This window comes from Streptomyces mayteni, from assembly GCF_054783955.1.
In genome coordinates, this window is the sequence record NZ_BAAGPR010000036.1 from 47410 (window position 1) to 67086 (window position 19677).

The window sequence follows — 19677 nt, forward strand, 5'->3', positions numbered from 1 at the left end:
CCATGAGTGAAGCCACGAGCGAAGCCACCAGTGAAGTCATGGGTGAAGTGAAGATCTGGAGCGAGGAGTTCGGCGCGGCGACGGACGCGCCGATCCTGTTGGTCATGGGGTCGATGTCGCAGGGCGTCCTGTGGCCCGACGAGTTCGTCGGGCGCCTCGTCGCCGGCGGCCGCCGGGTGATCAGGTACGACCACCGTGACACCGGCAGGTCGGACACCGTCGACTTCGCGGCCGACCCTTACACGTGGGACGACATCAAGGACGACGTGTACCGGGTGCTGGACGCCCACGGCCTGGTGAGCGCGCACCTGGTCTGCCACTCGGCCGGCGGGCTGCTCGGCCAGTTCGTGGCGGTGGAGCGGCCGGAGCGGGTGCGTTCGCTGACCGTCATCGGTTCCTCGCCGCTCGGCGGCGGCGAGGGCCGGGTGATCATGCGGGCCCTGACGGGGGAGCCGCAGCCGGAGGGGAGTCTGCCGGAACCGACGCCGGAGTTCGTGGCCTTCTACCAGTCGCTGCTGGCCGCCCCGCCGCCGGCGGACCGGCGGGCCAGGATCGACGGCATGATCGCCGAGCAGCGGCTGCTGCACGGTACCGGGCTGCCGTTCGACGAGGACGCGGCGCGTCGGCTTCAGGAGCGGATCCACGACCGGGCCCGTGACCTGTCGGCGGTGGCCAACCACCGGCTGGCCGCGATGGCAGGGCCGGACTTCGAGCCGGTGGGCGTGCTGCACCGGGTGACGGCGCGCACGCTGGTCGTCGAGGGCAGCCACGAGCCGGCCAAGCCGGGCCACGGCGCGCTCATCGCCGAACGGATCCCGGGGGCCAGGCTGCTGATCGTGCCGGGCATGGGGCACACGCTGCCCCCCGAGGTCCACGAGGAGCTGGCCGCCGCCGTCCTCACGCACACGGCCGACTGACCGACGCCCCGCCGCGCGGCCCGCGTCAGACCGCCTCGGCGGCGACCGTCGGGGCCGCCGGGGCCAAGCCCAGGTCGGTCAGCAGCGCGGCCGCCGCCCGGGCGGCGGAGGCGAGGTCGCCGGTCGGTCCTGGCAGGTCGCGGTGGTCGCCGCAGACGTAGAGGCCGTCGAGCAGCCGGGCCGACCTGGCACCCGGGTAGGGCGGCTCGAACACCGGCACCGCCCGCGGATCGTGCCGCACGGCCAGCAGCCGCCAGTCGTCGGCCGGCACGCCGTGCCGCTCGGCGAGCTGCGCCCTGGCCGCCTTGTCGAGCAGTTCTGGCGACTCGGCCGCCGGCGGCCCGAGGACCACGGAGCTGATCAGCGTCCGGCCGGCCGGCGCGCGCGACGGGTCGACGGCGGAGGCGTCCACGGTGTGCGAGACCGGGCCGCGCGCCGCCGCGTCCACGATCAGCGCGGGGCCGGCGGGCGAGGCGGCCGGCGCCGCGTGGTGCAGCACCGTCACCGGGCGGAAGTCCGGCACCCGCAGTCCTGGCAGCAGGCCGGCGGCCTCGGTCGCGCCGGTGGCCAGCACCACCGCCCGGCAGCGGAACGTGCCGTGCTCCCGGGTCTCCACCGCCGTCGTGGACACCGAGACGGCCCGCGCCCCGGTCACGACCGAGCCCTCGGGCAGCGCCCCGGCGAGCAGTTCAGGCAGCGCCGAGGCGCCGCCGACCGGCAGGCCGAGGCCGCGGCGCGCGAAGGCCCGCAGGGCCTGGTCGCCGAGCCGGCTCGAGGTGGCCAGCTCGGGATCGTGCAACAGGGCGGCGAGCAGCGGGCGCAGCGCGCCCTCGGCTATGCGCGCCGGTATGCCGCGGGTGCTCAGGGCGGCGGCCGCCGTCAGCTCGGGGCGGGCCCGCAGCCTGGCGTCCGGCAGCCGGCCGAGCCTGGCCAGGTTGGCCCGCAGCCAGATCTGGTCGAACGCGGAGGTCAGCGAGCGGCCGCCGGAACCGGCGACCGCGTGGTCGGCGGCCTCGCCGACCCGGTGCTGCTGCGTCGCGCCCTTGAGCACGATGCCGCCGGTCAGCCGGCGGGTCGGCAGAGGGCCCGGAAGCTGGGCCCTCGCGGGGTAGCCGGGCAGGGCGAGGTGGGCGGCGCGGTCGAGGCGGAAGCCGTCGAGGTCCTCGGTGGCCATGCGCCCGCCGACGCGCTCGGCCGCTTCCAGGACGGTCACGGTGAGTCCCGCGGTGCTCAGGTGGTACGCGGCGGCGAGCCCGGCGGGGCCCGCGCCGATGATGACGACGTCGGATGGGTCGCGATGCGGTCGGCGCTGAAGCACGTGTCCTCCTGGTGAGGGGTCGGTGCGTGAGAGCGGCGGGATCGGACGCCCGCGGGGCGGTCGGTCGGCGCGGACCACGCCCCCGTGACGACGCTGTCGACGAGGCTGACCTGCCGCGGTGTCGATGCCCTGGGACCCCTGGGTGTGGGTCCGTCGGTGCTGATGCCCGCTGGGGGCGCGAGCAATGCCCGAACCGGATGCGACCCTCTCACGCCGGGCGTATCGCGTCAGAGCGCACGGACCAGGGCACGGGGGCACGAAGGTCGCGTGCCGGCCGCTGCGCGGTGCTCGGACGGCGCGGTGAGGTCCCGTCCTGTCGGTCTTGTCGGATCAGGCCATGGCTCCCCGGGCCGCCAGGCCCAGGGGAGCCGCGGGCCCGGCAAGACCGCCCGGTCAGGGCCTAGGGCCTGTCTTTTGGGTCTTCGTGGATCAGGCCTTGGCTCCTCCAGGCCTGGCGGCCTGGGTGGGGGTGCCCCCTGCACGGAGTGCTTGGGGGAGTACCCCCAGATGCGGTGCTCCCCCAGACTTCGTCCGGGTGGGGGTGCCCCCTGCACGGAGTGCTTGGGGGAGTGCCCCCATTCGCTTCGCGCAAGGCGCCCCACGCGGCGGAGCCGCACATCGACCGCGGCGCAGCTCATACTTGGCCGTATTCGCGCGCGGCGCCTGACATGCCGCTCCGCGGCGTGGGGTAACGCGGCGAGGTGCCGTAGCTGGCGTCGCGGCCCCACGAAGATCCGGAAGACAGGCCCTAGCATGGCCGCCATGCCGCCGGCCGACGTCGAATTCCTGCTGCTCGGCCCGCTGGAGCTCAGCCTCGGCGGTCGCCGCGCCCCGCTGACGGCCCGCCAGCGTGAGCTGCTCGCGGTGCTGCTGCTCGACGCCAACCGCGTCGTCTCGGTCGACCGGCTGGCCGACGCGCTCTGGGGCGAGCGCCAACCGGCCGCCCCCGCCGCCCGGATCAGGGCGCTGGTCTCCGAGGTGCGCAGGGCCGGCGGCCCGGAGGGGATGATCGTCACCAGGCCGCCCGGCTACCTGCTGCGGGTGCTGCCAGGGCAGACCGACGTCCAGGCGTTCGACGAGCTCACCGGGCGGGCGGCGCGGGCCGCGGCGTGCGGCGACCAGGAGAAGGCGTTCGAGCTGTACGACCGGGCGGTCGGCCTGTGGCGGGGCGCCCCGCTCGCCGACGTCGGGGGCGCGTTCGCCGCCGCCGAGGCCGCCGCGCTCACCGAACGGCGGCGGCTGGCCGTGGAGCACCGCGCGGACGCCCTGATCGCGCTCGGCAACCACGAGTGGGCCGCCGCCGAGGCCGGCCGCGCGCTGGCCGAGGACCCGCTGCGCGAACGCCTCTGCGCACAGCTGGTGTCGAGCCTGTGGCGGAGCGGCCGGCGGTCCGAGGCGTTAGGCGCGTACCGCGACTTCAGGGACCGGCTGGCCGCCGAACTCGCCGTCGAACCCGGCCCCGAACTGCGGGCGCTGCACCGGCGGATCACCGCGAGTGGGGACGAGAACCCCGCCCAGGCCGCCAGGGCGCCACGCGACCGGTCGCCGGTGCCTCGCCAACTCCCCAGGGACGTCGACCGGTTCGTCGGCCGCGAGCGGGAGATCGGGTGGCTGGCCGGGCTGCACGAGGGCGGCGTCGGGCTGCTGGTCGGCCCGGCGGGCGTCGGCAAGACCGCCCTTGCGGTGCACGCGGCCCACCGGGCCGCCCCCCTCTTCCCCGACGGCCAACTCTTCCTCGACATGCGGGGCTTCGCGCCGGGACGGGCCATGACCGCGGCCGAGGCGCTGCCCAGGCTGCTGGTCGCGCTCGGCTGCCAGGCCGAGCGGGTGCCGGCCGGCGAGGACGACCAGACCGCCCGCTACCGCACGCTGCTCGCCGGCCGCCGGGTGCTGATCGTGCTGGACAACGTGGCCGAGCCCGCCCAGGTGCGGCCCCTGGTGCCAGGCGAGCCCGGCTGCCTGCTGCTGGTCACCAGCCGGCACCGGCTCGGCGGCCTGGTCGCCTTCGACGGCGCCCGCCGCCACACCGTCGAGGCGATGGGGCGGCGGGACGCGGTGGCGCTGATCGCGCACCGGGCCGGCGCCGACCTGGCCGCCGCCGAGCCCGCGGCGATGGCCCGCCTCGCCGACGTCTGCGGCCACCTGCCGCTGGCGCTCTGCGTCGCCGGCGCCCAACTCGCCGACCGGCCGCGGCGCGGCGTCGCCGAGCACGTCGCCGACCTCCTCGCCAGGGGGCCGCTCACCGGGCTGCGGGTGGACGACGACGAACGCGCCATGGTGCGCGCCGCCCTCGACCTCTCGCACGCCGCGCTGCCACCCGAGGCCCGCGACCTGTTCCGGCTGCTCGGCCGCGCGCCAGGCACCGACGTCACGCTCCCCGCCGCCGCCGCGCTGGCCGGCGTGGCCCGGCCGGCCGCGGAGCGCGCCCTGGCGGCCATCACCCGCGTGCACCTCGCCACCGAGACCGGCGGCGGCCGGTACGCGCTGCACGACCTGCTGCGTGAGTACGCCGGCCGACTCGCCGACGAGGCCGAGGACCCGGGCGAGCCACGGCGGGCCGACGCGCGGCTCCTCGACTACTACCTGCACTCGATGCTCGCCGCCGCGCGGGCCCACCGCTTCGACGTCCTGCTGCCCCCCGACGAGCCGGCCGGGCCCGACGTGTCGCCCGAGACGTTCCCCGACCGCGCGGCCGCCGCCGGCTGGGTCGACGCGGAGTGGGACGGCGTGGCCGCCGCCATGGAACGGGCGGCCGCGCACGGCCCGCACGAGACCGTCGGGCGGCTGGTGGCGGTCGCCCACCCCTTCCTGATGCTCAGGCCGCCCTCCGAGTCGCTGCGCCTCTCGGAGCTCGGCCTGGCGGCCGCGGGCCGGGTCGGCGACCCCCGGTGGCTGGCCGTCACCCACCTCAACCTGGGCAACATCCACTGGCGGATGACCGACCTGCGGACCGCGGGCCGGCACTTCCGGCGGGCCGGGGAGCTGGCCGGCCGCGCCGGCTGGCCGTCGGGCGAGGCCCGGGCGCTGATCGGCGCCGCCGTCGTGGCCAAACAACTCGGCCGGGTCAGGCACGCCGTCCGGCAGTACCAGCGGGCACTCGACATCCACCGGCGGCTCCAGGACCCCCGGGGCGAGCTGACCTGCCTGATGAACCTCGCCTCCGCCCGGCTGACCCTCGGACAACTGGCCGCGGCCGACGAGGCGTTGGGCGCCGTGTGGCCGCTGCTCGACGCCGCGAACCCCACCGTCGCCGCGCTCGTCCTCGTCAACCGCGGCCTGGTCAGGCAGGAACAGGGCGCCTTCGACGAGGCCCTGACGCTGCTCGACCGGGCCCGCGGGATGGCCACCGACGCCGGCTCCCGCTACGCCGAGGCCGTCGTCGAGGAGACCGCGGGCCGGGTCCACCTCGACGCAGGCCGCCACCGGGCGGCGATCGCCGCCTTCAGCCGGGCCCTGGAGATCGCCAGGGAGGTCGAGAACCGCAACTGCGAGGCCGACTGCCTGACCGGGATCGGCGTCGCCCTGCTGCGCGAGGGCGATCCCGACCGCGGCGAGTCGCGGCTCGCCGCCGCCCTGGAGATCACCGAGCGAACCGAGTACGCCGCCGGCCGCTCCGAGACGCTGCTCGGTCTCGCCGAGGCCGCGCTGCTCCGCGGCGCCCACCGCACCGGCCTCGACCACGCCACCGGGGCCCTGGCGCTGGCCCGCGAGCGGAACCGGCTCGCGCTCGGCAAGGCGCACGCGCTGCTCGCCGCCCTCCACCTCGACCTCGGCGACGCCGAGCGTGCCGTCGAACACTGCGCCAGGGCGCTGGAGTTCTGCCGCGGCTCGGGGCAGCGGCTGGTGCACGGCCGCGTCCTGCTGCTGCTGGGCCGCGCCCGCCGCCGTCAGGGCGACGAGCGCGGGGCGCGCTCCGCGTGGCGGGCGGCGCGCGCCCGGCTCGGGGACAGCACGGCGCCGGAGAGCGCGGAGGTGGCCACCCTGCTGGGCTGACCGGCCGGCCACACCTCGGCGGGCGCCGCGTCCCGGCGCAGGATCCGGGCGTGCAACTCCCGCAGCGCCGGCCCCGGTTCGTCCCCCAGCTGATCCACCAGACGCCGGCGGATCCCGTCGTATGACGCCAGCGCCTCACCCTGCCGCCCGCTCCGGTGGAGCGCCAGCATCAGCAGGCCGGCGATCGTCTCGTCCAGCGGATGCTGTTCCGCGAGCTGGTGGAGGAACGGGGTCTCCTCGGCGTGCCGCTCGAGACGCAGGCCGAGCTCGGCGCGGCCGATCCTGGCGGTCAGCAGCTCCCGCTCCAGCGTCACCCGGGCGCTCGCCGCCCACGCCGAGGTCAGATCGGACATCGGGCGGCCGCCCCAGAGCGCGAGTGCCCGGTCGAACAGGTCGAGCGCGGACGGCTCGTCCCGCCCCCGCGCCGCGTCCCGCGCCTGGGCCACGAGCCGGCGGAACCGGTGCAGGTCGACGGCGGCGGCGTCGACCGCGAGCAGATAGCCGCCGCGCCGCCGCAGCACCAGGGCGTGCCCGGCAGGTAGCGACCGCCGGAGCCGGTTGGCGCAGGTGTACAGCGCCGCCCTGGGATGCCGTGGCAGCTCGTCGCCCCAGATCTGGTCGATCACCAACTCGTCGGAGACGAACTCGTCGGGCCGCCACGCCAACGCGGCCAGCAGCGAACGCACCCGCTCCGACGCCAGGTCCACCCCCACCGGACCCACCCGCAGCCGCACCGAGCCGAGCAGTCGGATCTCCATCGCACCAGCCAATCGTCGAAAGGACCGGTGGACACCATGGAGCACGCCCGCATGGGACGTGCATGCCCAGCCCATGCACGCCCCACCGCGGGCCGGTGGGGAAGGAGGCTCGACCCCACTCGTGCGTGGCCCCCGCCCGGCCATCCTGGCGCGGGCGACTGTCGCCGATCCGTCGCCGATCTGTCGCCGGTCCCCGGGCGGCACGCGCCATCGGCGCCGCCGCACCCGCGGTGGGCCGGCGCCGTCGAGTTCGCCGTGTTCAGGCGCCGGCCACGGCGGCCCTGACCTGTTCCTCGACGGTCGGGTGGGCGAAGGCGAAGCCGGCGTCGAGCAGCCGGCGCGGCACCACCCGCTGGCTGCCGAGCACGTCCTGCGCGAACTCGCCGAGCACCAGGCGCAGCGCGGGCGCCGGCACCGCGCACAGCGTCGGCCGGTGCAGCACCCGGCCCATCACCCGGGTCACCTCGCGGTTGGTCAGCGGCTCGGGCCCTGTGAGGTTGACCGGTCCTGAGAGCGCCGGCCGGTCGTCGAGCAGGAAGCGGAGGGCGGCGATGTGGTCGTGGAGCGAGATGGCGCTCCAGTACTGCCGGCCGCTGCCGAGCCGGCCGCCGATCCCGGCGCGGAAGATCGGGAACAGCCGGCCCCAGGCCCCGCCAGAGCGGGCCACCACCAGGCCGGTGCGGGCGAACGCGACGCGCACCCCGGCCTGTTCCGCCGGCCCGGCCGCCGCCTCCCAGGCCACCGAGAGGTCGGCGAGGAAGCCGGTGCCCGCCGGCTCGTGCTCGTCCACCGGGCGGTCGCCCGTGTAGCCGTAGTAGCCGATGGCGCTGCCGGAGACCAGGACGCGCGGCGGCCGGTCGAGCGAGGCGATCGCCCGGGCCAGGGACGCCGTGCCGACGACCCGGCTGTCGCGGAGCACCGCCTTGTAGCGGGCGGTCCACCGGTGGTCGGCGACGCCGGCGCCCGCCAGGTGGACGACGGCGGTGCAGCCGTCCAGCGCCGCCCGGTTGACCTCGGGCTCCTGGCCCAACGGGTCCCAGCGCTCCTCGTCCGCCGTGCGCGGCGGCCGGCGCACCAGCCGGACCACGTCCACTCCGTCGGCCCGCAGCGCGGCGACCAGCGCCGAGCCGATCAGCCCCGAAGAGCCGGTGACGGCAAAACGTTCCCCGCTGGCCTCATCCCGCATGGCCCCATCCTCGTCGATCAGGTGATCACGCGTCGACCCGGCCGCCAGGGGCGGGCCGCGCCAGGGCCCACAGCCGGGGGTAGGCGGCGGCCATCGCCTCGGCGTCCGCGAAGTCCACCGGCACGCCCTCGGGATCGCGCGGCGGATCCGGCAGGCCGAGGTCGGGCAGTTCGGCGCCGGTCAGCCGGTCGTACGCGTCGTAGGCGGCGTACCCGACGTCCTCGGCGTCGCCGTCGGCCCGCCGGTCGAAGCCCTCGGCGCCGAGCAGTTCGGCGAGCGCGTCGGGCTCGTGCAGGGTGCCCTCGAAGACGTGTCTGCCCTGGCTGATCAGCCAGCAGCGGAAGTTCTCGAAGGCGGCGTCCCCCGCGTCGCCGAGCAGCACCCAGGCGGCGCCCCACACGTCCCAGCGGTAGGCGCGGCCGAAGCGCGACTCGAAGTGCCTGGCGTAGTCGGTGACGGCCTCGGGGTCGAGTTCGGCGAGCCGCTCGACGAGCAGGTCGGCGTGCGCCTCGGGATCGCCGCCCGCGGCGACCCGGGTGCTGTCGATGATCTCCCAGAAGCCCGTTTCGTCCATCACGACAACAGGATCCCGGTTACGGCGTCCGGACGCACGCCGAAAAAGCCGGACAGGAGGTGTCGGGTTTCCCTGTGAGTGTGGGATCCGTTCGGACCAGGACGTGAGAGGAACGTGCGTGAAGCAGCAGACCATGCCGTCGAGCGGGCCGTTGACCGGCAGGATCGCGCTGGTGGCGGGGGCGACCAGGGGTGCCGGGCGCGCCATGGCGGTCGAGCTCGGCGTGGCCGGGGCCACCGTCTACGTGACCGGCCGTACGACCAGGACGACGGTCAGTGAGGTGGGCCGGGCCACCGAGACCATCGAGGAGACCGCCGAGCTGGTCACCGCGGCCGGCGGCGAGGGCGTCGCGGTGCCGACCGACCACCTGGAGGTGGAGCAGGTCAGGGCCCTGGTCGAACGGATCGACCGGGAGCGCGGGCGGCTCGACGTGCTGGTGAACGACGTCTGGGGCGGCGACCACCTGCTCGACCTGGCGTTCGCCACCAAGATGTGGGACCTCGACCTGGAGGGCGGGCTGCGGATGCTGCGGCTCGGCGTCGAGACCCACATCGTCACCGCCCACCACGCGCTGCCGCTGCTGACGCGGCGGCCAGGTGGCCTGGTGATCGAGGTGACGGACGGGACCAGGGAGTTCAACCGCCGCTACCGGGAGAGCTTCTTCTACGACCTGGCGAAGGCCGCGCCGATCCGGATGGCGTACGCGCTGGGTGAGGAGCTGCGGGAGCTGGGCTGCACCGCCGTCTCGCTGACCCCTGGCTGGCTGCGTTCCGAGGCGATGCTCGACACCCACTTCAAGGTGACCGAGGAGAACTGGCGGGACGGGATCAGGCAGGACCGGCACTTCGCGATCTCCGAGTCCCCGACGCTCATCGGCCGCGCGGCCGCCGCCCTCGCCAGCGACCCGGACGTGGCCCGCTGGAACGGCCAGTCGCTCTCCAGCGGCCAGCTGGCCCGCGAGTACGGCTTCACCGACGCGGACGGCTCCCAGCCGGACGCGATCGCGTACATCATGGAGGTTGTCCAGGGCGGGAAGGACGCCGACGCGTCCCAGTACCGGTAGCGGTCCTTCGGGGCCGGGCTACGCGGCGGCGTTGTGGACGATCTGGATCAGGTTGCCGCAGGTGTCGTCCAGGACCGCCGTGGTGACCGGCCCCATCTCCAGCGGCTGCTGGGTGAACTCCACGCCGAGCCCGGTGAGCCGCTCGAACTCGGCGGCCACGTCGTCCACGGCGAAGGAGGCGGCCGGGATGCCGTCCTGGACCAGCGCCGCCTTGTACGGGCCGACCGCGGGGTGCCCGGAGGGTTCGAGCAGCAGCTCGGTCCCCTCGGGCGCCTCGGGCGAGACCACCGTCAGCCATCTGGCCTCGCCGCCGAGCGGCACGTCGTTCTTCTTCACGAAGCCCAGCACGTCGGTGTAGAAGCGCAGCGCCTTCTCCTGGTCTTCGACGAAGACGCTGGTCACGTAGATCTTCATGGGGAGCTCTCCGGGGTGTCGGGCCCGAGCCATCGGTTCATGGCGCGGCGCAGGGGTTCGGTGTCGAGATCGTGGAACTTGTAGCGCCCCTGGCGCCGGGTGACGACCAGGCCGGCGGACTCCAGCACGGCCAGATGCTGGCTGACCGCCTGGCGGGAAAGCCCCAGGCCGTGCTTGGTCACCAGCCGCGCGCAGATCTCGAACAGGGTCTGGCCGTCCCGCTCCACCAGCTCGTCGAGGATGCGCCGGCGGGTGGGATCGGCCAGGGCCTTGAAGACATCGTCCGCCATGACCCCCACGATAGGCAAGTAGCGACTTGCCTATCAAGTCGAGGCCACCCCGGTCACACCTGCCGCGCGCCCGGCCCGCCGTCGTCCTGGCAGGAGGCGAAGGCGAACGAGAGCCGCCCCGGCCGGTCGCCGCGGGCCGGCGTCGTGCGGGTGCGGCCGACCGGCGAGGTCTCGCCGGCGAACCGGAACTGGTACCAGTAGGTGCGGCCGGGACGCAGCCCCGCCGGCTCGACGTGCACGGCGTGCACGGCGTGCACCAGCTCGGGCAGCGCCGCGACGGTGCCGCGCCGCACCACGTTCCGCATCCGCTCGTCGGTGGCCACCCGCCACTCGACGGGCACCGGGCGCGGCGGCATCCCGCCGGCGCCGCCGGGCGCCAGCGGGTCGGGCGCCAGCCGGGTGCGGAGCACGAAGCCGTCGGGCTGGGGGTACCTCCCAGCCTCCCCCGACTCCGTCCGGGGGGACCCCATGGCTGGGGGAGGGGCGCCCGAGGCCGCGCCGAGCGCGAACGGATCGCCGCCGGCCGTCGCCCGGCGCGGCACGTCGGCGAGGGCGCCGCGCGCCAGCGGCAGCAGCGCCAGCGCCGCGAGCCCCGAGAGGCCGGCCAGCGCACCGGCGAAACGTCGGCGGTCCCAGCCGCCCTGACCACCTGTCACGCGTCCGGTGTCTGCCACGCCCGCCATCCTGGGCGCGGCCGCCTGTCCCGGGGGCGACCCCGGGACGAACGGCGCTACCGGGCTGTCCCCTCCCCGAACCTGGCCGTCTGCGCGCGCCGCGCGGCGGCGGCCGCGTCGCCCGCCGCCGACCAGTCCTTCGGCCGGCACCCCTGGAGGACCCGCTGGACCGGCGCCCACCCGAGCCAGCTCGGAGCGTCCCACCCCGGAGGGCCCATCAGGTCCTGGACCGCCAGGTAGTGGTCGATCCGGACCCGGTCCCAGGCGTGCACGACCAGGCCGTCCCCCACGCCAAGACCCACATGCCCCCAGTTCCGCCGTCGACCGAGCAACTCCCCGCCGCTGTCGTAGAAGACGAACGCCCCGGCCGGCGGCACCCCGGTGTTGTCCCGCGCCGCGTACAACTCGGCGGACTCCCGGGCGAAGTCACCGCCGAAGACCTCCAACCCGTTGGGCCGCTCGTAGGCGTCCTCCACGAAGGCCAGACACCGCGAGGCGTAGGCGGTCGAGCCGACGTGGCTCCTCGCCCAGGCCACGGCGTTCTCCACACGATCCCGCCGGTCGTCTTCCACGGCCCTCCCCGGACAGTCGAACAGGCGGCCTCGAACCCTAGCCCCGAACCGGCGCGCGGCGGCATCGGTTTTCCGCGCCGCTTGACCTTGTCACGGTGACAAGGTCTTCACTGCGGTCGAGGAGGTGGTCCCGATGACCCCGATGACCCCGAAGACCGGGCCGGTGATCAGGATTCCGGGGCTGGCGGACGACCGCGCGTCCGTCCGACTGCGGGCGGCGCTCGCGGTCGGCACGTCCCCCGACCCGCGGTTCGTCGCGACGCTCGTCGAGCGCTGCGCCGTCGAACCCGACTTCTCCGTGCGCGAGATGCTGACCTGGGCACTCACTCGCCACCCGGCGTCGCTCACGGTCCCGCCGCTGCTCGAAGCGGTCCGCTCGGAGCGCGCCCAGGCACGGAGCCAGGCGCTGCACACGCTGTCCAAGATCGGGGACCGGCTGGCCTGGCCGGCCATCACCCCGGCGCTGCTGGCCGACCCCGAAGACGAGGTGGCCAGGAGCGCCTGGCGGGCGGCGGTCGCGCTGGTGCCCGAAGGCGCCGAGCCCGGGCTGGCCGTACTGTTGGCCACACAGCTCGGGCGCGGCGAACACGAGACGCGGCTGAGCCTCAGCCGGGCGCTGATCGCGCTCGGGGAGGCGACGCCGCCCGTCCTGGGCGCCGCGACGACGGATCCCGACCCGCGCGTGCGCGCGCACGCGATCGCCACCGAACAGCTGTGGCGCGACCCGGACGCCGGCTTCGAGTTCGCGATCGAGGAGGCGAAACGGATCATGGCGGTGGGCAGTGCTGATCGGTGAGGTCGCACGGCGATCCGGGGTCAGCGCCCGCATGCTCAGGCACTACGAGCGGCTCGGCCTGGTGCGCCCCACGGAGCGCACCGGCGCCGGCTACCGGGAGTACTCCGACGCGGACATCCGTCGCGTCTTCCACATCGAGAGCCTGCGGTCGCTCGGTCTCTCGCTGCGCGACGTCGGGCGCGCGCTCGACGACCCCGACTTCGCGCCGGCGGAGCTCGTCCACGACCTCGTCCGCCGGACGCGGGACCGCATCGCCGCGGAGACGGAGCTGCTCACCCGACTCCGCCGGATCGACGCCACGGAACCCGCCGACTGGGCGGACGTCCTCGGGATCGTCGCCCTCCTCCAGGCGCTGGGGTCGAACAGCCCGGGCGCGCGACAGCGCGCGGCCCTCGCCGCGGTCGAGGCCGTTCCCGTCCCGGTGGAGGCACTGGTCGAGGCGGTGCTGGGCGAGTCGAACCCGAACGTCGCGGGAGCCCTCCGCTGGGCGCTCGCCCCCTCGGGCGAGGACGCGCTGCCCCCACTGACGAAGGGTCTTCGCTCACCCGCGGCCGAGGTACGGCGCCGCGCCGTCCTGACCATCGCCGAACTCCCGACCGACGAGGCGACCACCGTGCTGCGGACTGCCCTCACGGACCCCGACACCGCGGTCCGCGGCCACGCGGCACTGGCGCTCGGCGCACGCGGCGTGGCCGACGCCGTCCCGACGCTCCTCGACCTGATCGTCGACGGGCGGAACGACACCGAAGCGGCCGACGCGCTGAGCACGCTGGCGAGCGACTCCACGACGGCGCACCGGATCGCCACCGAACTCGTCTCCCGCCTCGCCCACCCCACCACCGAACCCCCCGCCCGCCGACGCCTGACCCAGGCCCTCGCCGACATCCCCGGCCCCACGACGACCCGCGCCCTCACCGACCTGTCCCAGGACGCCGACCCCGGCGTCGCGGTCACCGCGACCTACCTCCTCACGCTGCGCGACGGCTGACGGTCGCCCGTGCCGCCCGTGCCGCCCGTGCCGACGGAGCCGGAAACTGAGGGGTGGGCCGGGCCGGGAATCAGAACTCCCAGTCCTCGTCCTCACCGCCGCGCATATGGCGCCAGCCCCTGACGTCCTCCAGCGCCGCGCGCGCCAACTCGGCGTACTGCCCCGGGCACTCCCACACCTCTCGGGCCGAGAGCTCGGCGGGCACGGGGGTGTCGGGGTGGTCCTCCGGCGCGTACAGGTGGAGCACCGCGCGGTACCGGGACCGCGTGGTGGCCTTGGCGGCGGACCAGGGGTGCCGCGGGTGGTCGCAGGACACGTCCAGGTCGATGGTGGCGAGCGCGGCGGCCAGGGGGCGGGCATACGAGGGCGGCAGCCCCTCGTACGTCTGGGCGATGCCCATCCACATACACAGGAACAGGCCGAGCCGCTCCTCGTCCCGCACCTCCCCGGCGAGCCAACGACGCGCGGACCACAACGCGACCGGGCCGGTGTTGTCCTCCCAAGTGCGGCCGATCGCCTCCTGCATGGCGACGATGTCGATGCCGCCGTCGTCCCCGACGAACCGCGCGTCGAGGTGGGAGACGTCGATGTCGCCGAAGAGCCTCCGGTGCGCGTCGCGCAGCGCGTCCACGGCCTGGTCGACGAGTTCCGCGAGGAACCCCTCGCAGTCGAACGCCGCCAGCTCCTCGTCCTCGAGTCCGTAATCCTCGCCGAACGCGGCCCGACCGGCCTCGGTCAGCATGCTCACCCCGATTTCGACCTGGTACTCCGAGTCCAGGTCCGTGGGATGGGCGCCGTCCCGACAGGAACAGGAGGCCGGGTCGAGCGTGGCACGGAACCCTTCGAGGGCCTCCGTGTACGACGCGAACACGGACTTGCTGAAGACACGGCCGGAGACGTACCAGCAGGTGGCGTGCAGCAGGATCGTGTACCCGGTCCGCTCCCGGCGCCCCTCCGGGGTGCCGACGCGCCCCAGCGCCCCCGACGCGTCCCCGGCGAGGACGCTGAGCGTCGATTCCGGATCCACGTTGGGGTAGTCGCAGACGATCCCGGAGAGGTCGGAGATCAGTTCCCGGTGTTCCGCGGGCATGGTGGGCGTCACTTCAGTCACACCCGTCACGGACGAGACGCGTCGCCGCGACGGTTCCCCGATACCACCGGGCAACTGCCGCACCCCACACGGCACCGCGCCGCGCGCGACGCGGCTAGGTTCTGTCTCTTGGATCGACGTGGCTGACCGCATGAGTCCCGGTGGAAGATTCTCCGCATGATGATGCAATCTCCCCGACGGGGCATATCCCCTGTCGTGCCCCCCGTCGCGAAGTCCTGGCGCCGCATCGACGCTTGGTTGTCCCGATACGCGCCGAAGGCTCTGGGAGAACTCAGGCCTCCGGCTTCGTGGCAGTCCATCCAGGAGGCCGAGTCACGCTTGGGGTTTCCCCTTCCTGCGGATCTCCGGGAGTCGCTGCGGTGCCACAACGGAGATAGGTCCCTGGTGGGTGTGCTTCCCTGCCGGAGGCTGTACTCGGTGTCGGAGATCATCGAGGTCCGCGAGATGCGGATGGAGATATGGGAGTCAGACGACCTGGATCAGGCGGAAGCGCCCTGGTGGGGAACGAAGTGGGTCCCCATCTCCGGAAGTGACGGAGGCGACCACTTCATCGATGCCGGGGAAGGGATGTGGCAGAACCATCTCGGTGACGCTGTCCACGACGACCAGGCGTGCTTTCTGGGCTGGCCTAGCTTGGGCTCATGGCTCCATGAGGTGGCGGAAGCCTTGGAGCATCACAGCCAGTCCTGGTTCGGCGCGGTGACTGCCCCCAAGATCGACAGCAGGGGAGACATCGACTGGTGGAACTGAGTCCAGGCCCATTGATCACCTTCGCGCCCAGATGCGGATGCTGGCGAGGTGGAGTGCGGCCTGGCAGGCGATGGCGAGTTGCCGGTTCGTGTGGCCAGGCCACGCCACTGTTTGAGGCGGTTGATGCACCGCTCGACGGAGTTGCGCTGCTTGTAGGCCTCGTGGTCGAAGCCGGGTGGGCGGCCCCCTCGGCGGCCTCGTCGCCGTCGGTGGCTGATCTGGTCGGACGGCTGCGGGATGACGGCGCGGATTCCCCGGCGCCGCAGGTGGATGCGGATGGCGCGGGATGAGTAGCAACGCCATCGAGTCAGACGACCGCTGGTGGCGTCGGATGGCGACTCCGGTGCCAAGAGGCTGCGCTGACAAGTCCACGATGGCGCTCAAGGAGATCATGTTGCGGGCTCCCTGGCGTGGCCTGGGCATCGCTCGGCGCATTCATGACGCGCTCATCGCAGCCAGGTCGGAGGAACAGGTCACGCTCCTGGTCAATCCCCTGGCTGGGAACGGCAAGGTCAAGGCGCTGTACGAGTCGTGGGGGTACGCCGAGATCAGTTCCCAGCAGCCCTCGCCGGACGGGCCGGTCTTCACGGCCATGGTGCGGCCGACGCGGGCCGCGGCCCCGCGCTGAACCGAGGGCGAGACATCCGTGGACGGGTGGTGTGCCCGTCCGCTCACTCGTCGTCGAGTCGTCCGGCCGCGGTTGTCAGACCGCCTCGGTACGGTCGGTGCATGAGAGCCACTGGCACGTTCACCGTCACATCGTTCGTCCCGACTGAGCTGAAGCCCGATCCGGCTGTGTCCACCGGGCTGCCGGTAGGTGTCGCGACGATGGAGAAGCGCTTCGAGGACGGGGCGGTGGGGCGCTCTGCGACCCTGTTCACCGCCGCGTTCGACCAGGCGACCGGTGTCGGCACTTACGTGGCCATGGAGTCGTTCGAGGGCACGCTGCACGGTCGGGAGGGCTCCTTCAACTTCGTGCACTCGGCCACGACGTCCGGTAGCGACCGCACCGCGGAGTTCTTCACGATCGTGCCGTCGGGCGGCACCGGTGAGCTGGCCGGTATCTCCGGAGCCGGTGGGATAGCCGTCGACGCCGACGGCACGCATCGCATCTGGTTCGACTACGAGCTCGGCTGACCGGCGGGCCCGGCCGGGAGATCGCGGTGGTGTGACGTCAGGGCCGGTTTTCCGGCCCTGGAGTGGTCCCGACGTCGCAGTTGGCGAGCTCGGCCGTCAGGGCCGGTAGTTGGCGGACATGCGGGCCGCCGCCGTGGCCAGTGCGTTCCGTAGCGACGTCGGGGTGAGGACGACCGCGTCGGGGCCCAGGGAGAGCAGCTGGCTGTAGGCGACCTCCTCCGACTCGACCGCCAGGGTCGTCGTGATCCAGCCGTCCGCGTCGGGTGGGGAGGCCGCCGTGAGGGCTTCGGTCGCGGCCTCGCGGTCGGTGACGTGGGGGAGGGCGCGGGCGCCGGCGGGGGTGAGGCGGAGGTGGACCTCGGCGTGGAGGATGGAGCGGGCGAAGGCGGCGGCCTGGGCCGTCCAGAAGGTGGGGAGGTCGAAGGAGTCGTCCCGCGCGAAGCGCTCCTCGGTGGGGGTGACCGAGACGAAGCGGGAGACCCGGTAGACCCGGGGGCGGGAGGCTTCGGCCGGGCGGGCGGCCAGGTACCAGGTGCCGGCCTTGAGGACCAGGCCGTGGGGGTCGAGGACGCGGGCGACCTCCGCGCCGTCGCCCCTGCGGTAGGTGACCTGGATCCGCAGGTCGTCCCAGACGGCCTCGGCGACGGCCGGCAGCAACTCCGGGGTCTCGGGCGGTTGCCACCAGCCCGGCGCGTCCAGGTGGAAGCGCTGGGCCGCCGTGTCGTGGGCGGAGCGCAGCTCGGGGAGGAGGGCGGCGGAGACCTTGAGGCGGGCCGCCGAGGCGGCGTCCGCCAGGCCCATGTCGCGGAGCGCGCCCGGCACGCCGGAGAGGAACAGCGCCTCGGCCTCGCTGCGGCCCAGGCCGGTGAGGCGGGTGCGGTAGCCGCCGATCAGGCGGTAGCCGCCGGCGCGGCCGCGGTCGGCGTAGACGGGGATGCCGGCCTCGGAGAGGGCGTCCACGTCGCGGGCCACCGTCCGCTCCGAGACCTCGAGTTCGGCCGCCAGCTCGGCGGCGGTCATCGCCCTACGATCCTGAAGCAGCAGGACGAGTCTGATGAGTCGGGCAGCACGCATGAGGCGCCGATAATAACCCGTGGGCCATGGAACCATGGGTGCTGCCATGAGGGGCTCGGTCCCGCGCGTTGGCGCGACAAACGGGACCCGAGCTCCCCTGGGAGCCGCGTCGAACGGCAGGACAGGCAGTGCGACGCGGCTCACTTCCAGGAAGACTCTAAGCCGATGATCGATGATCGATCAAAGGGTTGCGGCAAAAAAGTCGGCGAATCGGAGAAATTGGCATCCCGTGCCATACCGGGCGCCGCCATCAGGCACGCGGTGCACAGTTCAGCACGTGCTCCTTGACGAGCTCCCCGATCCGCGGGTCCCGCCTCAGGAAGGCGTCCACCAGCTCCTGGTGTTCCTCGGCGTAGGACCGCTGCCGGGTGCCGAGCCAGCGGATGGAGAGCGCCGTCCAGATCTCGATGCCCAGCGACTCCCAGGTGTGCAGCAGCACGCTGTTCCCCGACGCCTTCACCAGCTCGTGGTGGAACGCCACCGTGTGCCCGACCTGCGCCTCCGCGTCCGCCAGCCGGTCCGCCTCGCGGAGCGCCGCCACCTCGGGGGCCAGCGCCGAGACGTCCTCGGCGAGCCGAGAAGCCGCCAGCTCGGCCGCGATCTGCTCCAGACCGGCCCGCACCGGGTAGATCTCCTCCAGGTCGGCGGCGGTCAACGCCCGCACCCGGACGCCCTTGTTGGGCGCCGACTCGATCAGCCGCAGCGTCTCGAGCTCGCGCAGCGCCTCCCTGACCGGCGTCTGGCTCACGTCGAGCTCCGCCGCGATGCGCCGCTCGACGATCCGCTCGCCCGGCTGCCAGCGCCCGCTGACGATGCCCTCCACGATGTGCTCACGGATCTGCTGGCGCAACGAATGGATGACGGGCGGGTTCATGCCCTCACACTCCCATGGGGTGATCCAACAGGGCCGCGCCCCGCCCGGAGAGTCCGGACGGGGCGCGGCCGCTGCGACGGTTGCCGGACGGCCCTTACAGGCCGAGCTCGCCTTCGAACGCGCCGGCCTCGAGACGGGCCTTCACGTCCGCCAGGTAGCGGGCCGCGTCCGCGCCGTCCACCAGCTGGTGGTCGTAGGACAGGGTCAGGTAGACCATGTCCCGGATGGCGATGGTCTCGCCGAGCTCGGGGTGGTTCACGACCACCGGGCGACGCACGGTGGCGCCGATGCCCAGCTCCGCGACCTGCGGGTAGTTCACGATGATCGTGTCGAACAGCGCACCGCGCGAACCGGTGTTGCTGATCGTGAACGTGCCACCTGACATGTCGTCGGGGGAGAGCCCGCCGCCACGCACCTTGCCCGCCAGCTCCGCCGTCTTCTTGGCGATGCCGGCCAGGCTCAGGTCGCCCGCGCCCTTGATGACGGGGACCATCAGGCCCTTCTCCGAGTCCACCGCGATGCCCACGTTCTCGACGTCGTGGTAGGTGATCGTGCCGTCGTCGTTCATCCGGGCGTTGACCGACGGGTGGGCCTTGAGGGCCTCCGCCGCCGCCTTGACGAAGAACGGCATCGGGGAGAGCTTGACGCCCTCGCGGGCCAGGAACGCGTCCTTGGCCCGGCCCCGCAGCCGCATGATGCGGGTGACGTCCACCTCGACGACGGTCGACAGCTGCGCCTGGTTGTGCAGCGCCTTCATCATGTTCTCGGCGATGACCTTGCGGATCCGGCTCATCTTCACCGTCTGGCCGCGGAGCGGCGACGGCTGGACGGGCGCCGGCGCCTTGGCGGCCGGCGCCGCCGAGGCGGCGGTGGGGGCCGGGGCCGCGCCGTGGGCGCCGGCCGCCGAGGCGGCGCTCAGCACGTCCTGCTTACGGATCCGACCGCCGCCGCCCGACCCCTTGACGGTGGCCAGGTCGACGCCGTTCTCCGCCGCCAGCTTGCGCACCAGCGGGGTGACGTAGGTCGGGTCGGTGGCGGGGGCGGCCGGGGCCGGTGCGGCCGGAGCCGCGGGTGCCGGAGCCGGTGCCGCGGGCGCGGGCTCGGGGGTGGGCGCCGGAGCCTGCGCGACGGGGGCCGGGGCAGGGGCGGGAGCCGGGAAGTCGGAGGCCAAGCGGTCTTAGGAAGACA

The 19677-nt window shown here is 74.1% G+C and carries 19 protein-coding genes and 2 pseudogenes; 8 read left to right on the forward strand and 13 right to left on the reverse strand.

What is annotated here, in order from left to right:
* Positions 1–2 precede the first annotated feature (2 nt).
* Positions 3–917, forward strand: coding sequence for an alpha/beta fold hydrolase (locus tag ACYVPE_RS17900; RefSeq protein ID WP_461034618.1), 915 nt, complete (start codon positions 3–5; stop codon positions 915–917).
* A gap of 25 nt (positions 918–942) precedes the next feature.
* Here the strand turns inward: ACYVPE_RS17900 and ACYVPE_RS17905 are convergent, their stop codons facing one another.
* Positions 943–2235, reverse strand: a complete 1293-nt coding sequence (locus tag ACYVPE_RS17905) for an FAD-dependent oxidoreductase (protein ID WP_461034619.1) — start codon at positions 2233–2235, stop codon at positions 943–945.
* A 762-nt stretch (positions 2236–2997) separates the two neighbouring features.
* Between ACYVPE_RS17905 and ACYVPE_RS17910 the strand changes: the two genes are divergently transcribed.
* Positions 2998–6228 carry an AfsR/SARP family transcriptional regulator gene (locus ACYVPE_RS17910; protein ID WP_461034620.1) on the forward strand — a complete coding sequence of 1077 codons (3231 nt, stop codon included), beginning with the start codon at positions 2998–3000 and terminating at the stop codon, positions 6226–6228.
* On the opposite strand, the gene ACYVPE_RS17915 is transcribed toward ACYVPE_RS17910, so the two are convergent.
* The 3 genes from ACYVPE_RS17915 to ACYVPE_RS17925 all read right to left on the reverse strand — a co-directional run bounded on the left by ACYVPE_RS17915 (position 6123) and on the right by ACYVPE_RS17925 (position 8746).
* Positions 6123–6986 carry an AfsR/SARP family transcriptional regulator gene (locus ACYVPE_RS17915; protein WP_461034621.1) on the reverse strand — a complete coding sequence of 288 codons (864 nt, stop codon included), beginning with the start codon at positions 6984–6986 and terminating at the stop codon, positions 6123–6125. The genes ACYVPE_RS17910 and ACYVPE_RS17915 overlap by 106 nt on opposite strands.
* A 259-nt stretch (positions 6987–7245) precedes the next feature.
* On the reverse strand, positions 7246–8172 hold the full coding sequence (locus ACYVPE_RS17920) for a TIGR01777 family oxidoreductase (RefSeq protein WP_461034622.1): 927 nt from the start codon (positions 8170–8172) through the stop codon (positions 7246–7248).
* A 25-nt stretch (positions 8173–8197) separates the two neighbouring features.
* On the reverse strand, positions 8198–8746 hold the full coding sequence (locus tag ACYVPE_RS17925; RefSeq protein ID WP_461034633.1) for a DUF4240 domain-containing protein: 549 nt from the start codon (positions 8744–8746) through the stop codon (positions 8198–8200).
* Between the two features lie 133 nt (positions 8747–8879).
* On the opposite strand from ACYVPE_RS17925, the gene ACYVPE_RS17930 reads away from it, so the two are divergent.
* The gene (locus tag ACYVPE_RS17930) at positions 8880–9809 is read left to right on the forward strand and encodes an SDR family oxidoreductase (RefSeq protein WP_461034634.1); all 930 of its coding nucleotides are present in this window, start codon (positions 8880–8882) and stop codon (positions 9807–9809) included.
* 18 nt (positions 9810–9827) lie between these two features.
* On the opposite strand, the gene ACYVPE_RS17935 is transcribed toward ACYVPE_RS17930, so the two are convergent.
* Genes ACYVPE_RS17935 through ACYVPE_RS17950 form a run of 4 tightly spaced genes read right to left on the reverse strand, consistent with a single transcriptional unit; the run spans position 9828 to position 11759 of the window.
* Positions 9828–10223 carry a VOC family protein gene (locus tag ACYVPE_RS17935; RefSeq protein ID WP_461034623.1) on the reverse strand — a complete coding sequence of 132 codons (396 nt, stop codon included), beginning with the start codon at positions 10221–10223 and terminating at the stop codon, positions 9828–9830.
* A complete protein-coding gene (locus ACYVPE_RS17940; RefSeq protein WP_461034624.1) occupies positions 10220–10513 on the reverse strand; it encodes an ArsR/SmtB family transcription factor in 294 nt (97 codons plus the stop codon). Before ACYVPE_RS17940 ends, ACYVPE_RS17935 begins: the two co-directional genes overlap by 4 nt.
* A 53-nt stretch (positions 10514–10566) precedes the next feature.
* Complete coding sequence (locus tag ACYVPE_RS17945; protein ID WP_461034625.1) at positions 10567–11187, reverse strand: PhoD-like phosphatase N-terminal domain-containing protein; 621 nt, start codon at positions 11185–11187, stop codon at positions 10567–10569.
* Positions 11188–11243: 56 nt separating this feature from the next.
* A complete protein-coding gene (locus tag ACYVPE_RS17950) occupies positions 11244–11759 on the reverse strand; it encodes a C40 family peptidase (RefSeq protein WP_461034626.1) in 516 nt (171 codons plus the stop codon).
* Positions 11760–11901: 142 nt separating this feature from the next.
* Between ACYVPE_RS17950 and ACYVPE_RS17955 the strand changes: the two genes are divergently transcribed.
* Together ACYVPE_RS17955 and ACYVPE_RS17960 are read left to right on the forward strand one after the other, a co-directional pair.
* Positions 11902–12555 (forward strand): HEAT repeat domain-containing protein, encoded by a 654-nt coding sequence (locus ACYVPE_RS17955; protein WP_461034635.1) that lies wholly within the window; start codon positions 11902–11904, stop codon positions 12553–12555.
* Entirely contained in the window at positions 12542–13543 is a 1002-nt protein-coding gene (locus tag ACYVPE_RS17960) for a HEAT repeat domain-containing protein (protein WP_461034627.1), read from the forward strand. The genes ACYVPE_RS17955 and ACYVPE_RS17960 overlap by 14 nt, the downstream gene beginning before the upstream one ends.
* Positions 13544–13613: 70 nt before the next feature.
* Here the strand turns inward: ACYVPE_RS17960 and ACYVPE_RS17965 are convergent, their stop codons facing one another.
* Positions 13614–14633, reverse strand: coding sequence for a hypothetical protein (locus ACYVPE_RS17965; RefSeq protein ID WP_461034628.1), 1020 nt, complete (start codon positions 14631–14633; stop codon positions 13614–13616).
* 183 nt (positions 14634–14816) lie between these two features.
* Between ACYVPE_RS17965 and ACYVPE_RS17970 the strand changes: the two genes are divergently transcribed.
* Positions 14817–15404 carry an SMI1/KNR4 family protein gene (locus ACYVPE_RS17970; RefSeq protein ID WP_461034636.1) on the forward strand — a complete coding sequence of 196 codons (588 nt, stop codon included), beginning with the start codon at positions 14817–14819 and terminating at the stop codon, positions 15402–15404.
* Positions 15405–15419: 15 nt separating this feature from the next.
* On the opposite strand, the pseudogene ACYVPE_RS17975 reads toward ACYVPE_RS17970, so the two are convergent.
* A pseudogene (locus tag ACYVPE_RS17975) lies at positions 15420–15703 on the reverse strand (transposase); the annotation flags it as partial.
* On the opposite strand from ACYVPE_RS17975, the gene ACYVPE_RS17980 reads away from it, so the two are divergent.
* Both ACYVPE_RS17980 and ACYVPE_RS17985 read left to right on the forward strand, forming a co-directional pair.
* Complete coding sequence (locus ACYVPE_RS17980; protein WP_461034637.1) at positions 15691–16032, forward strand: N-acetyltransferase; 342 nt, start codon at positions 15691–15693, stop codon at positions 16030–16032. The pseudogene ACYVPE_RS17975 and the gene ACYVPE_RS17980 sit on opposite strands and share 13 nt — an antisense overlap.
* Positions 16033–16133: 101 nt before the next feature.
* Positions 16134–16541 (forward strand): DUF3224 domain-containing protein, encoded by a 408-nt coding sequence (locus ACYVPE_RS17985; protein ID WP_461034629.1) that lies wholly within the window; start codon positions 16134–16136, stop codon positions 16539–16541.
* Positions 16542–16637: 96 nt separating this feature from the next.
* Here ACYVPE_RS17985 and ACYVPE_RS17990 read toward each other — a convergent pair whose 3' ends face one another.
* From ACYVPE_RS17990 to sucB, 3 genes and pseudogenes are all read right to left on the reverse strand, one after another.
* Positions 16638–17615: a helix-turn-helix transcriptional regulator gene (locus tag ACYVPE_RS17990; RefSeq protein ID WP_461034630.1), complete on the reverse strand. Its 978-nt coding sequence runs from the start codon at positions 17613–17615 to the stop codon at positions 16638–16640.
* A 250-nt stretch (positions 17616–17865) separates the two neighbouring features.
* Complete coding sequence (locus ACYVPE_RS17995) at positions 17866–18489, reverse strand: GntR family transcriptional regulator (RefSeq protein WP_461034631.1); 624 nt, start codon at positions 18487–18489, stop codon at positions 17866–17868.
* Positions 18490–18583: 94 nt separating this feature from the next.
* Positions 18584–19642 (reverse strand): annotated as a pseudogene (gene sucB, locus ACYVPE_RS18000) (2-oxoglutarate dehydrogenase, E2 component, dihydrolipoamide succinyltransferase); the annotation flags it as partial.
* Positions 19643–19677: the final 35 nt, after the last annotated feature.

Bases quoted from the DNA above. Each gene is read 5' to 3' on its own strand.
- ACYVPE_RS17990 (WP_461034630.1), bottom strand. From the start codon at position 17,615: ATGCGTGCTGCCCGACTCATCAGACTCGTCCTGCTGCTTCAGGATCGT.
- ACYVPE_RS17900 (WP_461034618.1), top strand. From the start codon at position 3: ATGAGTGAAGCCACGAGCGAAGCCACCAGTGAAGTCATGGGTGAAGTG.
- ACYVPE_RS17910 (WP_461034620.1), top strand. From the start codon at position 2,998: ATGCCGCCGGCCGACGTCGAATTCCTGCTGCTCGGCCCGCTGGAGCTC.
- ACYVPE_RS17925 (WP_461034633.1), bottom strand. From the start codon at position 8,746: ATGGACGAAACGGGCTTCTGGGAGATCATCGACAGCACCCGGGTCGCC.
- ACYVPE_RS17920 (WP_461034622.1), bottom strand. From the start codon at position 8,172: ATGCGGGATGAGGCCAGCGGGGAACGTTTTGCCGTCACCGGCTCTTCG.
- ACYVPE_RS17980 (WP_461034637.1), top strand. From the start codon at position 15,691: ATGAGTAGCAACGCCATCGAGTCAGACGACCGCTGGTGGCGTCGGATG.
- ACYVPE_RS17935 (WP_461034623.1), bottom strand. From the start codon at position 10,223: ATGAAGATCTACGTGACCAGCGTCTTCGTCGAAGACCAGGAGAAGGCG.
- ACYVPE_RS17970 (WP_461034636.1), top strand. From the start codon at position 14,817: ATGCAATCTCCCCGACGGGGCATATCCCCTGTCGTGCCCCCCGTCGCG.
- ACYVPE_RS17965 (WP_461034628.1), bottom strand. From the start codon at position 14,633: ATGCCCGCGGAACACCGGGAACTGATCTCCGACCTCTCCGGGATCGTC.
- ACYVPE_RS17940 (WP_461034624.1), bottom strand. From the start codon at position 10,513: ATGGCGGACGATGTCTTCAAGGCCCTGGCCGATCCCACCCGCCGGCGC.
- ACYVPE_RS17915 (WP_461034621.1), bottom strand. From the start codon at position 6,986: ATGGAGATCCGACTGCTCGGCTCGGTGCGGCTGCGGGTGGGTCCGGTG.
- ACYVPE_RS17930 (WP_461034634.1), top strand. From the start codon at position 8,880: ATGCCGTCGAGCGGGCCGTTGACCGGCAGGATCGCGCTGGTGGCGGGG.
- ACYVPE_RS17995 (WP_461034631.1), bottom strand. From the start codon at position 18,489: ATGAACCCGCCCGTCATCCATTCGTTGCGCCAGCAGATCCGTGAGCAC.
- ACYVPE_RS17985 (WP_461034629.1), top strand. From the start codon at position 16,134: ATGAGAGCCACTGGCACGTTCACCGTCACATCGTTCGTCCCGACTGAG.
- ACYVPE_RS17955 (WP_461034635.1), top strand. From the start codon at position 11,902: ATGACCCCGAAGACCGGGCCGGTGATCAGGATTCCGGGGCTGGCGGAC.